The sequence below is a fragment of the Robertmurraya massiliosenegalensis JC6 genome, from assembly GCF_000311725.1.
Taxonomy (GTDB): domain Bacteria; phylum Bacillota; class Bacilli; order Bacillales; family Cytobacillaceae; genus Robertmurraya; species Robertmurraya massiliosenegalensis.
Genome location: NZ_HE978511.1, coordinates 662,637 through 678,633 on the forward strand (window position 1 = coordinate 662,637; position 15,997 = coordinate 678,633).

At 37.5% G+C, this 15,997-nt stretch carries 14 protein-coding genes; 5 read left to right on the plus strand and 9 right to left on the minus strand.

The window, feature by feature from the left end; genetic code table 11:
* Positions 1 to 86: 86 nt before the first annotated feature.
* The 3 genes from glcD to BMSHG_RS03440 all read left to right on the plus strand — a co-directional run bounded on the left by glcD (position 87) and on the right by BMSHG_RS03440 (position 3,192).
* A complete protein-coding gene (gene glcD, locus BMSHG_RS03430) occupies positions 87 to 1,499 on the plus strand; it encodes a glycolate oxidase subunit GlcD (RefSeq protein ID WP_019153038.1) in 1,413 nt (470 codons plus the stop codon).
* Positions 1,496 to 2,821, plus strand: coding sequence for a (Fe-S)-binding protein (locus BMSHG_RS03435; protein ID WP_019153039.1), 1,326 nt, complete (start codon positions 1,496 to 1,498; stop codon positions 2,819 to 2,821). The genes glcD and BMSHG_RS03435 overlap by 4 nt, the downstream gene beginning before the upstream one ends.
* Positions 2,822 to 2,994: 173 nt before the next feature.
* Positions 2,995 to 3,192: an alpha/beta-type small acid-soluble spore protein gene (locus BMSHG_RS03440; RefSeq protein ID WP_019153040.1), complete on the plus strand. Its 198-nt coding sequence runs from the start codon at positions 2,995 to 2,997 to the stop codon at positions 3,190 to 3,192.
* A 60-nt stretch (positions 3,193 to 3,252) separates the two neighbouring features.
* Here the strand turns inward: BMSHG_RS03440 and BMSHG_RS26995 are convergent, their stop codons facing one another.
* The 5 genes from BMSHG_RS26995 to BMSHG_RS03465 form a co-directional block, all read right to left on the minus strand.
* Positions 3,253 to 4,368 carry an anti-sigma factor domain-containing protein gene (locus BMSHG_RS26995; RefSeq protein WP_019153041.1) on the minus strand — a complete coding sequence of 372 codons (1,116 nt, stop codon included), beginning with the start codon at positions 4,366 to 4,368 and terminating at the stop codon, positions 3,253 to 3,255.
* On the minus strand, positions 4,365 to 5,117 hold the full coding sequence (sigI, locus tag BMSHG_RS03450) for an RNA polymerase sigma factor SigI (RefSeq protein WP_026073307.1): 753 nt from the start codon (positions 5,115 to 5,117) through the stop codon (positions 4,365 to 4,367). The genes BMSHG_RS26995 and sigI overlap by 4 nt, the downstream gene beginning before the upstream one ends.
* Positions 5,118 to 5,425: 308 nt before the next feature.
* Positions 5,426 to 8,704, minus strand: coding sequence for an efflux RND transporter permease subunit (locus BMSHG_RS03455; protein WP_019153043.1), 3,279 nt, complete (start codon positions 8,702 to 8,704; stop codon positions 5,426 to 5,428).
* 242 nt (positions 8,705 to 8,946) lie between these two features.
* Positions 8,947 to 10,326 (minus strand): Na+/H+ antiporter NhaC, encoded by a 1,380-nt coding sequence (nhaC, locus tag BMSHG_RS03460; RefSeq protein ID WP_019153044.1) that lies wholly within the window; start codon positions 10,324 to 10,326, stop codon positions 8,947 to 8,949.
* A 339-nt stretch (positions 10,327 to 10,665) separates the two neighbouring features.
* Entirely contained in the window at positions 10,666 to 12,246 is a 1,581-nt protein-coding gene (locus BMSHG_RS03465; RefSeq protein WP_019153045.1) for a peptide chain release factor 3, read from the minus strand.
* Positions 12,247 to 12,511: 265 nt separating this feature from the next.
* Between BMSHG_RS03465 and BMSHG_RS03470 the strand changes: the two genes are divergently transcribed.
* Both BMSHG_RS03470 and BMSHG_RS03475 read left to right on the plus strand, forming a co-directional pair.
* Positions 12,512 to 13,381 (plus strand): metal-dependent hydrolase, encoded by an 870-nt coding sequence (locus BMSHG_RS03470; protein WP_019153046.1) that lies wholly within the window; start codon positions 12,512 to 12,514, stop codon positions 13,379 to 13,381.
* 59 nt (positions 13,382 to 13,440) lie between these two features.
* Entirely contained in the window at positions 13,441 to 14,502 is a 1,062-nt protein-coding gene (locus tag BMSHG_RS03475) for an aromatic acid exporter family protein (RefSeq protein ID WP_019153047.1), read from the plus strand.
* Between the two features lie 36 nt (positions 14,503 to 14,538).
* Here the strand turns inward: BMSHG_RS03475 and BMSHG_RS27340 are convergent, their stop codons facing one another.
* The 4 genes from BMSHG_RS27340 to BMSHG_RS03495 all read right to left on the minus strand — a co-directional run bounded on the left by BMSHG_RS27340 (position 14,539) and on the right by BMSHG_RS03495 (position 15,894).
* On the minus strand, positions 14,539 to 14,673 hold the full coding sequence (locus BMSHG_RS27340; protein WP_019153048.1) for a YjcZ family sporulation protein: 135 nt from the start codon (positions 14,671 to 14,673) through the stop codon (positions 14,539 to 14,541).
* Positions 14,674 to 14,704: 31 nt separating this feature from the next.
* Entirely contained in the window at positions 14,705 to 14,809 is a 105-nt protein-coding gene (locus tag BMSHG_RS27345; protein ID WP_019153049.1) for a YjcZ family sporulation protein, read from the minus strand.
* Between the two features lie 132 nt (positions 14,810 to 14,941).
* Positions 14,942 to 15,487 (minus strand): GbsR/MarR family transcriptional regulator, encoded by a 546-nt coding sequence (locus BMSHG_RS03490; protein ID WP_019153050.1) that lies wholly within the window; start codon positions 15,485 to 15,487, stop codon positions 14,942 to 14,944.
* A 197-nt stretch (positions 15,488 to 15,684) separates the two neighbouring features.
* The gene (locus BMSHG_RS03495) at positions 15,685 to 15,894 is read right to left on the minus strand and encodes a hypothetical protein (protein WP_019153051.1); all 210 of its coding nucleotides are present in this window, start codon (positions 15,892 to 15,894) and stop codon (positions 15,685 to 15,687) included.
* Between the last annotated feature and the right edge of the window lie 103 nt (positions 15,895 to 15,997).

The following is a 15,997-nucleotide window of genomic DNA, read 5'->3' on the forward strand; positions in this document are numbered from 1 at the left end:
TATTTTTTATACTTATAGTGAGTATATAGCTTCATGTTAAATTGAAAGCGTTTTATAAACTAAGATAGTGATGGGGGAAACACGTTATGATGAACGAAGATATTAAGAGTAAAATCGTCTCTATTGTCGGAACTGAAAACTTCGATGATAGCAAGGTTGGCAGACTTACTTATTCTTATGATGCTACACCCAATTTCCAAGCTCTACCCGACGGTGTCGTAAGCCCGAGAAATACAAAAGAAGTTGCTGAGCTTGTAAAAATTTGTAATGAGCACCATATTCCAATCGTTCCTCGAGGATCAGGTACAAATTTATGTGGTGGTACATGCCCAACAGAGGGTGGAATTGTATTTCTATTTAAACATATGAATCAAATTTTAGAGATTGATGAAGAAAACTTAACGGCTACTGTACAACCAGGGGTTATTACTCTTGATTTAATAAAGGCAGTTGAAGAAAAAGCTTTGTTCTTCCCTCCTGATCCAGGTTCCATGAAATCCTCTACACTCGGTGGCAATATCAATGAAAACTCTGGTGGATTGCGCGGGTTAAAATACGGTGTAACACGGGATTATGTGATTGCACTAGAGATTGTTCTAGCTAATGGCAGTATCATTCGTACTGGTGGAAAGCTGGCGAAAGATGTAGCAGGCTATGATTTCACAAGACTGTATGTTGGTTCAGAAGGAACACTTGGAATCATTACGGAAGCAACATTAAAACTTGTCCCTATTCCAGAGACGAAAAAAACGATGTTAGCCCTTTATGAAGATCTTGAAGCAGCAGCTAAATCGGTTTCAAAGATCATTGCCAATAAAATCATTCCCGCTACTCTGGAATTTTTAGATCAAGCCACATTAAAAGTGGTGGAGGATTACGCTAAAATTGGACTTCCAACAGATGCAAAAGCCGTGCTTTTAATCGAGCAAGACGGTTCGCCTGAAGTGGTAGATAGAGATATCAAAAAAATCGCTGATATTTGTACAGAAGAAAAAGCCGTATCTGTACAAATTGCGAAGACAGTAGCTGAAGCTGAGGCACTAACGACTGCTCGAAGAACAGCCCTTTCTGCTTTAGCACGTTTAAAACCAACGACGATTCTTGAAGATGCGACAGTTCCTCGTTCACAAGTAGCGAATATGGTGAAAGCAATCAATGAAATTGCTGACAAATACGATTTAAATATTTGTACCTTTGGCCACGCTGGCGACGGAAATCTCCATCCGACCGTCCCTACAGATGCACGTAATAAGGACGAAATGGAACGTGTAGAAAAAGCGTTTGAGGAAATTTTTGAAAAAGCAGTAGAGCTTGGCGGCACCATTACAGGTGAACACGGGGTAGGGATTATGAAGGCTCCATATTTAGAGTTAAAGCTTGGACCTGACGGAATAGCTGCGATGAAGGCAGTTAAAGCAGCACTTGATCCAAATAACATTATGAATCCCGGCAAAATATTTGCCAAAGATAGCAGAAAACGTGTGGTGATTGGACAATGACAACCGTGCAAGAACAACAGATAATTCAAGATCAATTCAAAAATCGCATGGATGAGGATGAACTTTTAAATTGCATGCGATGTGGCTTTTGCTTGCCAAGCTGTCCAACTTATATTACTTCCGGCTTCAAGGAATCTCACTCTCCAAGAGGACGAATTGCCCTAATGAAGGCAGTCGTAGATGGATTAATTGAACCGGATGAAGATTTTGAAAAATCCCTCAATCAATGTCTTGGCTGTAGAGCATGTGAGCCTGTTTGTCCTTCTGGGGTTAATTATGGTCATTTACTTGAAGAAGCTCGTGACATTATTAATCAGAATAAGCGCCACTCACTCCCTATTCGTACAGTAAGAAAAGTTGTTTTCGAAGGGTTATTTCCACATCAAAATCGAATGCGAAACTTTACCGGGTTATTAGGATTTTACCAGCGTTCAGGACTGCAAAAAGTGGCAAGAGCAACTGGGGTAATGAAACTCTTTCCGAATAGCCTTGCAGCGATGGAACGTGTACTTCCACAAGTCCCTACGATGAAAGAAATGAAAAATCGTCCTCAATTTTTACCTGCTGAGGCACCTAAAACCGCAAAAGTTGCCTTTTTTACAGGATGTTTAATGGACACGATGTTTCTAGAAACTAATAATGCAACGATGAAGCTTCTACAGCTTGCAGGTTGTGAAATTGTCATTCCACAGAATCAAAACTGTTGTGGCGCTCTACATGGCCATAGTGGAGAAAAAGATGGTTCCAAGGAACTTGCGAAAAGAAACATTCAAGCATTCGAAAATTTAGAAGCTGATTTTATTATTACAAATGCAGGTGGCTGTGGAGCATTTCTTGTCGATTATGACCATCTCCTCAAAGATGATCGTGAATGGAAAGACCGTGCTCTTGCATTCAAAAACAAAATTAAAGATATTTCACAAATTCTTTTTGAAGTTGGATTCCATGAAAAGGTGAAATTAGAACTCCCTTATCAAATTGTAACTTATCAAGATTCCTGCCACTTACGCAATGTCATGAAGACCGCATCAGCACCACGAGCCCTTTTAGAAGCTATCGATGGGATTGATTTTAAAGAAATGAACGATGCCGAAAGATGCTGTGGCTCTGCTGGGATTTATAATATTGTTGAATCGGAAATGTCGATGCAAATCCTCGACTACAAAATGGAACAAACAAAAGCAACGCATGCCACAACCGTTGTTACTGCCAATCCTGGATGCTTATTACAAATGAAACTTGGCATTGAACGAGAAGGCTTAAGTGAAAAAATGCGCGCTGTACACATTGTTGATTTGTTAATGGAAGCTGTAAAGGAATAGACGTAATTAATTTGCCCAAAAGGAACTGAACATTTTCAGTTCCTTTTTTGTCGTTTCCTTTCATGTTTCTTGACAAATTTACCACTCATGGATTTGATTCCATTTCAAATACTATTTTTACAGGGATTTCTTATCCCTTATTTTAATAAAAAATGAAAAAGGAGTTGAGAAGAATGGCAAGAAGTAGTAATAAGCTTTTAGTACCTGGGATTGAACAATATATGGACCAGGTTAAATATGAAATCGCTCAGGAATTTGGTGTAAATCTAGGCTCCGATACGGTTTCTAGAGCAAACGGATCTGTAGGCGGAGAAATTACAAAACGACTTGTAAAACAAGCGCAGTCTCAACTTTCTGGGCAGCAAAAGTGACAGAAAAATTTCATATAAATGGAAATGAGTCCGACATCAGTTGTCGGACTCACCTTACATTTAACGATCATTTTTGCCATTATGGGGATTGCGACTATTCCCCTTATTCCAGTTATTATTTCGATTATTATTTTTAACCTGGTTATGACCTTGACCGTTATTCTTATGATTGCCTTTATATTGCTTATGATTTTGATTGTTTTTATTATTCCATTTTGCTCCATCGTTGTTTTTGTTATCCCAACTACTGTTTTTACCATGGTTAAACGTATTCGTTTTTTGATCTTTGTTAGATGGATCATTTACTTTGTTCTTTTGTTTTTCTTGAACATGACTTGGGGGCCCTTGCCCATTTTTCCTTTTATCCTCTTTGTTTCTATCATTCACTTTGCCACGATTTTCTTGCACTTGAGAATTTGCAGGTTTTTCTTTCACGTCTTTCTTTAATTCTTCTTTTGATTCCTGCTTTTGATCTTGTTCTTGACTCTTCTCTTCAACAGAAGGTTTTTGTTCTTTTTTCTGTTCAGACTTTAATTTCCCAGTCGTAACTCCATTTTCAATGGCGATTTTACGCTCTTCTGAAGTTGCTTCATATGAAGTTACTTTCGCTTGATCTTCTAAGATTGTTTTTTCTAATTCATGAATCGTTTTTTGAATTTCTTGTTCTGTTTTTTGCTTTGCTTCGCCTAAATGAACAGTACCAATCACAATTTCTTGTTCTTTTTCGATATACCCTTTTTCTTTAATACTTGTGACAATATTGGCCGTTACTTCGTGGATGTCCTTATGTTTCCAATTTCCCATTTCTTCAACAATTTCTCTTCCTTCTTCATTATAAGGAATGAGTTCAATTACCTTTAATTCATCATTAAAGCCAAGTTCAATACTTGGATTAACATCAATGCTCATATAGGCATATACTTCATTTTGGTTCAATGGAATAAATGTAAAAATGACAAACAAACAGGCTACCGCTACAGCTACCATTGATTTTCCTTTTAATGTCTGAAAAAAAGTTAAAGGAACACTACTTTTTCTTTTTTCATAGGTAGGAATCGGGATTTCCTCACCAATATCATGTTGCTCTCCATCACTTGAAATCTTTAAAAACTCACCATCAGGGGTTAATAATGTTAAAAAACGTCCATTCTTCTCCATAATGATACCTGTTCTCACGTTTCCAACACCCCTTTTATATAGTCTTTTAAATATAAGTAATCGCCAATCAATATTAATGAAATAGCCATGATATATTTGCGGTTTCTTTCAATCGTTTTTCTACTCACTTGCACCGCTTCTTCAAGCTGTTTTATGGGAAGTTTCTTTTTTTCAAGTAGATATTGTTTTAGCTCCTCTTGTTCCACTAAAGTTTGCGCAACCTTCATGGCATTTTTCCTTGCATCCGCGTGCTTAGGAGAGTTTTTCACGAGTTCATCAAAAGAAAGCTCATATTGTTGTAATACTCCCGCAAACTGGATAATTTCATTTTTTCGATTGGTCGCTTCTGTTTTTCTTTGATAATCATCGATGGAAAGCTGAGCTTCAACAGAGGAGTGTTGACTATCCTCTTCTTGTTCATCATTTATTTGCAAACTTATATTTTTGTATTTTGATTGCGAACGAATATAGTCAATAACCTTTCGCTTAATGAGTACATCAGCAAAGCTCAATAAAGAGCTTCCTTTAGAAGGGTTATATTTTTGTACAGCTTCATTAAATGCGATTAAGCCAATACTAAATTCATCATCCGTTTCTGTAATGTATCGCTTACAGATAGATGAAACTGATTTTGCAATAAAAGGTTTATAGGTTTCGATCAGTTCGTTTTGTAAAGTTTGGTCGCCCTGCTGTATGGATTGTACCTTTTCTTCTAATGATTGTTTCTTCTTTTTTGCCAAAAATAATAAACCAAACAACAGTCTCACCCCTTATAGATCACATATAATATAATACGATACATATGTCCATTTTTTAAGGGTTAGGAATTTGGAAATTTTTGCTGTGAATCAAATGCCTATGGTTTATTGTTATTGGCTGGCGTATCTCAACAAGGATTAATTGTTAATGGTTTCATCACCTCATATTCATTCAGTGGCCACTGTTAATATAGAAGTACGATTATCCAGATAATATTTATGGGGGCTGTAAATTCTATTCAAAAAAAAAAGATGACTATAAAGTCATCTTTTTTGTCATTTTGAATGGATGTAGTGTTAAAATACGTTGATTTCCACTACTCTTTATCTTTTTTCTGTTCATCCTTATCACTATCATTTACAAGCTTTAAAAGCTCTTCTAACATGGAAGCCATGTCTGCTTTACTATATTTTGCCGAATCTGTACTTGGCAGATGTTCTTCCATTGCTTCAAACTCGTCTCCCTCTTCTGCTTGTTCAACTCTTTCCTCCAATAAATAAGCAGGAATTAAATGTCCTTCAGGCGTTGCATACATTTTATTTAATCTTCTCGTTTCTTTATCAAAAAAGCTATAGACAATCGGAATGATAAATAGAGTTAGCAACGTACTGCTAATAAGGCCACCAATAACAGCTATTCCCATTGGCTGCATAATTTCTGCCCCTTCGCCAATTCCGATGGCTAACGGAATTAAACCTAAAATCGTGGTTACCGCCGTCATAAGGATCGGCCTTACTCTATCCTTAACCGAAACGATGATCGCATCATATGTCTTTAAGCCGCTTTCCTTTTTCTGATTTATATAATCAACAATCACGATTGCATTATTGACGACAATTCCAGCTAACACAATGATGCCGATCATTGCCGTTAACCCTATCGGTGTTCTAGTTAATGTTAAGGCAATCGCTACACCAATGACCATTAATGGAACGGTAAACAATATGACAAGAGGATATTTCAGCGACTCAAATTGAGCAGCCATCACAATGTAAATTAATACAATCGCTAAAGCTAGGGCCATAATTAAATCATCCATCGTTGATTCTAGTAAATCTCGATCACCACTATAAACGATTTCTGTTTCTTCATCCAAATCAAGATCTGCGATTTTCTTATCAACCTCTTTAGACATATCCCCTAAATTGGTCGTGTTTTTGTATTTCACAGTAAATTGAACCGCATTTTGTTGGTTGATTCTTTGAATATGGACAGGACCTTTCCCATTTTCGATCGTTACCACTTGGTCCAATGTAATATAGTTTCCATCTGGTTTTTTAATTAAAAGACCTTCTAATTGTGCTAAATCTTGGGTAACCTCTGGATCATATTCAACAAATACTCCATAAATATTCCCCGATTCATCAACCATTTGGGTTGCCTGACTGCCTCGAGTTACATCATTGACAACCATGGCAATTTGAGCGGGTAATAGTCCTTCATCAAATGCCTTTTCACGATCAATGGTCATTTTAATTTCTTCTAGTTCGTCCATTAAATCAGTCGTTAATTCAGTGACATCGTCTAAACCCATAACAGCTTCATAAATGCGGTCGACCGACTCGTTTAGACGTCCTTCATCTAAATCTCTCACACTGAACGTTAAGGTATTAGGACTAGACCCTGTAGACGACTGAAGATTAAAAGAAACTTCTGCCGTGTCATTGACAGAATGAGCCGCCCTTTCCACATCTCTTTTAACCTCATCAACAAAATCAAAGGTCGAAATCTCTCTTTCCTCTAGAGTTTTCATTTTTACATAAAGTTCTGCAATATTCGTATTTTTTGTTCCTCTAAAGGAGCCTTCTTGTGTCGTTCCAACGAGACTGACATACGTTTCAACTTCATCATGATCCTGGAATTTCTCTTCTATCGCATCGATCACTTTTTCTGTTTCAGTTAATGCAGTTCCATTCTCCAATTCAACTTTGACCGTGAAATAGCCTTCATCTGTACTTGGAATAAACTGTGTTCCCACAGTTGTTAGCCCATAGCCTCCAACTCCCAACAGTAAAAGAACAATCAGGAGAATCGCTGCTCGATGTCTTAGTGACCATTTAATCGATTGTTCCAACCATTTCATGGAAGAAGAATTTTGTCTTTTTTCTTCGTAATTATGTTTAGGTTCCTTTAACCATCTACTAGCTAACATCGGCACAACCGTTAACGCAACAACTAATGATGCAAACAAGCTAAATGAGATCGTTAATGCAAACTCGGTAAACAGTTCACCAATAATCCCTGTGATAAAGACAACTGGCAAAAACACTGATATCGTCGTTAAAGTGGAAGCGATAATCGCTGGTCCTACTTCCTTTGAGCCATCTCGAGCAGCTTCTTTCGGTTCCTTTCCCATCGATAAATGGCGATATATATTTTCAATCACAACAATGGCATTATCAACAAGCATCCCTATCCCTAATGCCAGACCACCTAATGTCAGGATATTTAACGTGAAATCGGAAAAATACATCAGAACAAATGTGACAATGACCGAGTAAGGAATGGCAACACCAATAATAAGTGGACTCTTTACACTTCTCAAAAAGAAAAAGAGCACGATCATTGCAAGTAAGCCACCCATGATTAAGGTTGTCGTAATATTACTAATCGCTAATTGAATATAATCCCCCTGGTCAAAAAGGACGTCTGATTCAATCTCTTCATATTTTTCCCTTTCGAGAAGCTTGTCCAATTCTGCGGTAAAACTTTTTGACACAGCTGCTGTATTGGCATCTGACTGCTGCATCACACTTAACAGCACCGAAGGCTTTTCATTCGTTCTCGTAATCGTGCGATCATCAGCGTTCACAAGCTCCACACTACTTACTTGAGAAAGAGCGACCTTTTCTCCATTTTGTGGATTCACGGTTACAGTCAGATTTTTCAAAATATCAATCGAATCAATTGTACTGATGATTCTGGTCGTCAATTCCTTTCCTTCTGTTAAAATGGTATCCCCTGGCATGGAAATATCATTTGATCGAATCACATCGACGATATCGCTTTGACTTAGACCATATTCCTGTAATTTTTCCTGATTTAATTCGACTCGAACTTCTTTAATTGTTGTTCCTGAAAGATTGACACTTGCCACACCTTCAACCTTAGAGAGCTCTAATTGCAGCTGATCAGCCAATTCTCTCAAGCTCTCTTTATCTGTATCTGAGCTAAGGGAAAGTTGGATAACAGGAAGCTGTGAAGGGTCAAATTTCATAAATCTTGGCTTACCAACATCATCGGGCAGCATCACCCGATCCAATCTTTCAATAACATCACTTTGAATATCATCAATATTTGAAGTCCAGGAAAATTCCATTAATATTAAATTGGCCCCTTCCTGTGAGGTAGACGTCATCGTCTTAATCCCTGGAAGTGTTGCTAATGTACTTTCAAGGGGTTTCGTTACTTTCTCCATGACCTCTTCTGGGCTGGCTCCTTCATAAGAAGTGACAACCACACCAATAGGAGGATTAATATCTGGAATGAGCTTTAATGGAATATTCAATAATGAAACGGCTCCTAGAATAATCACAAGAAGCATCGTTACAAGTGTAAAAACTGGACGTTTAATCGAAAAATTACTTATTTTCAATGACAAAACCCCTCTCTCTTGCAGAGCATAATAGAAAGTTTCAAAAGTTCAACAAACATCTTGTAAATAGCTGGTATTATAGGATTTTTATAGAATCTACTTATAACTATATAGAAGTCATTTTTTGGATGCAAGCAAGGAGAAACGAATGAATTCCACAATCCTGTGACATAAAATCATCTTAATAAAAAAAGCCAACAATGGACAGATGTTGTCGTCCATTGTTGGCTTTTGATTGCTCATCAATTCTTTACAATCGTTAATCCCGTTAAACCGTAGAATAATGTGATCAAAGGACATAGTAGACAAAAGAATGTGAATGGTAAATAGTCGATAGTAGAAACACCAAGTACTCCTGTTAAAAAAATCCCGCAAACTCCCCATGGAACCAGTGGGTTAATCACCGTTCCTGCATCTTCTAATACCCTTGATAAATTTTTCAAATGTAAGCCCGCTTTTCGAAAGGACTTTTCGAATGTATTACCGGTTAACAGGATCGATAAGTACTGCTCCCCTACTAAAAAGTTAGTACCGATCGCCGTTGCTACCGTTGTTGCAAAAAGAGTAGGAACTTTATAAAGAAGCTTTGACATCCCATCTAATAACGCTGGAATAACGCCTAATTTAAAGAGAAGACCTCCAAGTGCTAAGGCAAGCAGTACTAATGAAATAGAGAATAGCATGCTTTCGATCCCACCCCTGCCTAATAGCTGATCGATTTCCTCGACACCACTATCCATTGTATAACCTGAAAAGAGGAATTCCATCATCCCTTTGAATGTCAAATTTTTCTGAACGACAAAGGCGACAATCAAAGACGAGATAATTCCAAAAGATAAAGTAATAATGGCTGAAATTCGCTTGATTGCTAAAACAGCTAAAATCACAAATGGAACGAATGAGTAATAATGAACTAGATTTAGTTGCTGCAACGTCTCTTTTAAGCTCGTAATCTTTTCAAAGCTTGCTGGTATTTCCTGGGGAGATAAAATGGTAAAGAGAATAAGCGAAATGACAAAAGCTGGAATGGTGGACCAAAGCATGTTTTTTATATGTTCAAATAAATCAACCTTCACCACCATCGATGCCAGATTCGTAGTATCAGATAACGGCGACATTTTATCTCCAAAGAACGCACCAGATATAATCGCACCAGCTGTTATAGGAAGTGAAAGTTCTAAAGCACTGCTTACCCCGATAAAAGCTACACCAAGAGTTGCCGCCGTTGTTAATGAGCTTCCAATACTTATCCCAACAATGGCCGTTACAACAAACACGACACTATAGAAAAAATCTCCATTCACTAACTCTAGCGCAAAATATATGAAAGTTGGAATCGTTCCGCTTGCCATCCAGCTACTGATCAACATTCCAATAAAGAAAAATAGCATAACCGCACCTAATCCTGATTTCGCTCCTTCGATCATGCCATTTTCTAATTCCTTTAAACTTACTCGCTTGATCATGCCGAAGAGAAGCAAAAGGAAAATGGCTAGAATAATAGGAATATGAGGAACCGCTTCATATCGAATGATGGAAATACTTATCCCACCTAAGATCATAATCGTTATTATAATCGCTTCTAACGTTGTTAATTTGATAACAGGTTTGTCCTGATTCATTTTTATATTTCCTCCAAGTTGTACTTTACTCATATTTTCGCACTTAAACGCTTTTTAGCACTAAAGTAAATATTACTATTTTAATATATGTTTTTTCTTGCTCCTTGTCAACGTAAAAAAAGGCTATTTTCGCTCACATTGTTGCTATTTAGTCATAGATAGGCGAATAAAGCCCTATTATGACTCGTTAAATGAGGATCAAGTAAGCGAAAGATGCCGCACAAAAATAATGTTTGTTCTAAAACCTCATCTGAGGCCGGCATTTACGAAAAAACCACAATCATTACGAAAACGGCGTTAAAAAAAACGACTCCACAAAAAGAGTCGTTTTACACCGAATTATTGATAATCATCCATCGGGTTATATAACTGGATATCAGGATTTTTATCTTGGAACCATCGTAATGCGAATTCATTTTCAAATAGGAATGCCTTTTTATCATAGCGATCTTTCACAAGAATACTTCTCGCTGCCGATAGACTTTCATTCACTTCTTCATTTTCCACCCAACGGGTAATCTTTGAGCCTAGTCGCTCCATAATCACTTCAACATTGTATTCATTTTTCATACGGTGCTCAAATACTTCATATTGAAGCTGACCGACTGCACCTAATAAATACTCTTCAGTTCTTACATTCCGGAATAGCTGAATCGCACCTTCTTGTACAAGCTGCTCAATCCCTTTATGAAAATGCTTTTGCTTCATGACATTTTTTGCTGTAACTCGAACAAATAATTCTGGTGTAAACTGAGGCAATCTTTCATATTGAAATTGATTTTTGCCAATCGTTAACGTATCTCCAATTTGATAAGTACCTGAGTCATACAAACCAATAATGTCTCCACTAACAGCTTCATCCACTGTGCTTCGGTCATCCGCCATAAATTGGGTAGACTGAGCTAGCTTCATTTGCTTCCCGATTCTTGGGATATTAACCGTCATTCCTCTTTCGAACTTTCCAGAGCAAATGCGCAAGAACGCAATTCTGTCTCGATGTGCGGGATTCATATTCGCTTGAATCTTAAAGATAAATCCAGAAAAATCTTCAGACAGTGGATCAATTTCTCCTTCTGATGAATTTCTTGGTTGTGGTGAAGGAGCAAATTGCAAATAAGTTTCTAAAAAGGTTTGCACACCAAAATTCGTTAATGCACTCCCGAAAAATACTGGAGTCAAATCTCCATTCTCAATTCTTTCGCGAGAAAATTCGTTACCCGCTTCGTTCAATAACATAATTTCTTCAAGTGTTTGATCGTATAACCCAGACTCTTTAAGCGGATGCTCTCCTTCAATTTCGCCGTCTTCGTTTAGTGTGACATAACGTTTATCCTCGTCTACTCGGAATTGTTCAATTCGTTTATAGAAACGATCATATATCCCAAGGAATTCTTTCCCCATCCCGATAGGCCAGTTCATTGGATAAGATTCAATTCCCATCACTTCTTCAAGTTCGGCAAGAAGCTCAAGTGGTGTTCTTCCTTCCCGATCAAGTTTGTTTATAAAAGTAAAAATAGGAATTCCTCTCATACGACAAACTTTAAAGAGCTTCAAAGTTTGCTCCTCAATCCCTTTTGCCGAATCGATAATCATCACCGCACTATCGACGGCTGTTAATGTACGATACGTATCCTCACTAAAATCTTGGTGTCCAGGGGTATCCAATATATTAACTCGACGATTTTGATATTCAAACTGCATCACACTCGATGTTACAGAAATTCCACGCTGCTTTTCAATTTCCATCCAGTCACTTGTTGCGAATTTCCCTGTTTTCTTTCCTTTAACGGTACCTGCATCACGAATTGCGCCACCAAATAATAATAACTTTTCTGTTAACGTCGTTTTCCCTGCATCCGGGTGGGAGATAATTGCGAAGGTACGACGGGATAAAACTTCTTCTTTAAAATTTTTAGCCATAAGTGTTTGAGTCCTCTCCAATCGAATAACATTTCATATTTTGGCTGTGGTTAACGGTTGGTTTTTCGTTCATTCTTCGTTGTCACGAGGCAAAAAATCGTGTCTTCATCCATCCTATTGTCTCACATAGCCAATATTTTAAAGCAAACCATATATTTCAATGTATTCATTAAATTCCTGCAACGATATATTATATCAAATAGTTGCTTTTTTACATAGTGTTATCCAATATAATAAGTACAAACATTAATAAGCAGGTGAATACATGGATTCAATCACGCACACTTTGTTTGGACTTGCGTTGTACGGGACGGTTGACAAGTCTAATTTTGATTCTAGAACGAAGAAAGCCTATTTAACTACCGCCGTTGGAGCCAGTCTAATTCCTGATATCGATGTGATTTCACAAGTTTGGGATACCGAAGGTCTTTATCAAATGTGGCATAGAGGGATTACTCACTCCATCTTTTTAACACCACTTTGGGCGCTTTTTTTCTATTTAATAGCGATTCTTTTATTTAAAATCAAAGATAAGCGGATATTTTTCCTCGCTTGGTTAGCAGTATTTATACATAACACAAGTGACTTATTTAATGCTTGGGGAACCGGTTATTTAGAACCTTTTTCATCAATTAGAATTACCTTTGGTACGATTCCGATTGTCGATCTCATTTTTTGGATCATATTAGCAGTTGCATTTTTCTTATCTAGAAGAAAGAAGCACCGCTCCCCATTTTATTTTCGAGCGGCTTGGGGATTCATCGTTCTCCATCTAATCATCCAAACGACTCAAGGTTACATCATTCATAAAGATTACAAAGACGATTATGATCAGATCGCATTATCTGCTGACTTTATCCCATGGAACTTCACTGTCATTACAAAGTCAGGGGATGAGGTTATTCTGTTTCACGATCATCCATTTAAAGAAAAAGAACAACTCTACACTCTAACTTCATCTGAAGATGCAGATTTAGAGCAATTGTTCGCTGAGAAACCAGCGGCAAAAACGCTTGTTGAGTGGTCCCCATTTGTCGTCATCGTTGCTGATGAAGAGCGGATAGGAGTTTATGATCCGCGTTTCTATCGCAATGGTCAATCGTTTTTGTTTGAGTTTATTGAAACGAGACAATAATGGAAAAAGAGGGTCAGATGTAATGAAATTTCCGACGCCTCAAAATAAGGAGTTTCAAAATGCCATTTTCAAAGTTTTTAGGGGGAAGAATTTTAAAAACAGGGATTGCTGTCTTCATTACAGCTTTTATCTGTCTGGCACTAGAATGGCCAGCCATTTTTGCTGTCATTACAGCGATCGTGACGATCGAACCTACAGCATCTGATTCAATCAAAAAGGGGATCATTCGGTTACCAGCTTCTGTCATCGGGGCGGCCTACTCAATGCTCATAACTGCCTGGTTCGGGAATACGGCACTTACCTACTCCCTTTCTGCAATGCTGACGATTATTACTTGCCATAAACTGAAGTTAGACGCAGGGATCCTAGTGGCAACTTTAACAGCCGTGAATATGATTCCATTCACACACGACCATTTTTTTGATAGTTTCCTTGTCAGATTAGGAACCACTACGATTGGCTTAGCGGTCTCAACCTTGATTAATTTGATTATATTGCCCCCTCATTACTCAAAAATGATTGTTCATTCGACAAGTGATTTACTAAAAAATACAGGTGAACTGCTGGAACAAGTATTTGTTGAAGTTCCAAAGGTGAAAAAGAAGCGTGATACATTAAACCTCTTTCAACGCATTTTAAAAGACCTTGATAAAGCTGAACAACTCTGTCAATTTCAAAGGCAGGAGTGGAAGTATCATAAACATACAGAGGATGATATGAGGAAGGTTCATTATGAACATAAAAAGCTTCTTGTGTTAAGACAAATTCTCTTTCATATCGGTAATATCATTCATGCTCCCATTGACAATAGCAGTCACAAAATTAATGAAAACAAAGATATTAACGATGCAGTGGTCTCGATTTCATTGATGTTAATCAAACGGGAGAACGAAAAAATTCAGGAGCATGAGGCATTAATGAACAAACTGTTGTCCTATTTTTGGGAGTTGAAAAGTGAGCCTACAGATAAGCCTTCGAAAGTAAGCCATTTTACAGCTGAAACAATGATTTTATTTGAAATTGTCGCCATTAACGATCTTACAGAAGAACTTCGTTATATTGAGCAAAACGAAAGAAAAAAACATGTCAGTACGCTCGGGCTGAAAGCGTTAGACGAATAAAAAGAAGGCAAGCTTACGCCTGCCTTCTTTCTTCATTTACCACTTAAAGCATGCTGCTCCAACGATAATCAATAGAATGAATAAAACTACAATTAAAGCGAAGCCGCCACCATAGCCGGCACCAAATCCGCCGTAACCGTAGCCACCGTAACCACCATATCCGTATGGCATTAGATCTCCTCCTTTAATGTTTTTTTATTCATTAATAAAATCCGCCGTAACCCCAAGAAGCACCGATGATAATCAATAAAATAAACAGTACTACTAATAGGGCAAAACCGCCGCCATACCCGTATTCAGCTGACATATTTTAGACCTCCTTATTATGAGTCAATATATCCTATTCATTTTCATGAAAGATGGGAATAGACGAACGCACATTTTTTAGGTGTTATCATCACAAGACACCTGTCCATACAAAAAAACACAGACTAACTTTTTAGTCTGTGTTTCCCTTTTTCAATGGAATATATTCGAATATTTCCTTCGTTTCAAAGCTATTAACTAAGCGTTGCAGCCAATCATAATACTCTAGGGCATAATCCAATTTAGTCATCATTTTTTCTGCTTCGAGCCTTGTGTCGTCCTCAATGTCTTTTTCGCTCAATAGGTCCAATAATTCTTTCTTGGACTTTTCGATTGCATTGATGTTGGCTCCTACACCTGCTCGCCATTTTATTGTAAATAGATCGCTAAAGCTTTGATACCAATCCATTTCGGCACGATACAAATCTTTGCGCTCTCCTTTTTTCCAAACCTTTTCAACCATCTTTAATTCCATTAAACCTCTAACCGATGTGCTCATGCTTGTTTTGCTCATGCCAAGTTCATCTTTCATAGCGTCCAATGTCATTGGTTCATCTTGAAAGTAGAGAGAGCCATACAGTCTACCTACAGAGTCGGTAACCCCATATAAATTAATATTTTGAGCTATCGCATCGATTACTCTTTCCCGAGCTCTTTCCAGTTGTTCATTCCCACTCAATTTTTATTCACATCCATCTGAATCGTTTTCACCATGTACCAAGGAAAATTGATTATTCTATTACGTTAATGATAGACTATCATGTTTAAATTAAAAGTTAAAGGGTTTGCTTATATTATATACTATATTGATGAAACTCTATGTAGAGCCTGAAATAGCCTCAAAGGCCATTTCTCAGACTCATTCCTTTTCGTTTCTTAGTAAAAGAACCCACCACCGTAAAAAGGGAATGGTGGGTAATATGGGTAGAATGGTGGTCTAATGAGAGCACCTGCTGCTAAACCACCTAAAAAACCTAGCGGTAACCCAAAGCCAAACCCAAATGGTCTAAATCCAAAACCAAATGGTCTTCGAATAATACGAAGATCCTGATTAGGCATATAACTCCTATTAGGCACTTGATACACGTCATATTCCTCCTCATAAAAAATTGTGTTCCTCTTCATAGATTATGCAAAGAGGGAGTTAACAACTGGGTATTTAACTATTTGACAATAAAACTCCCCAAAT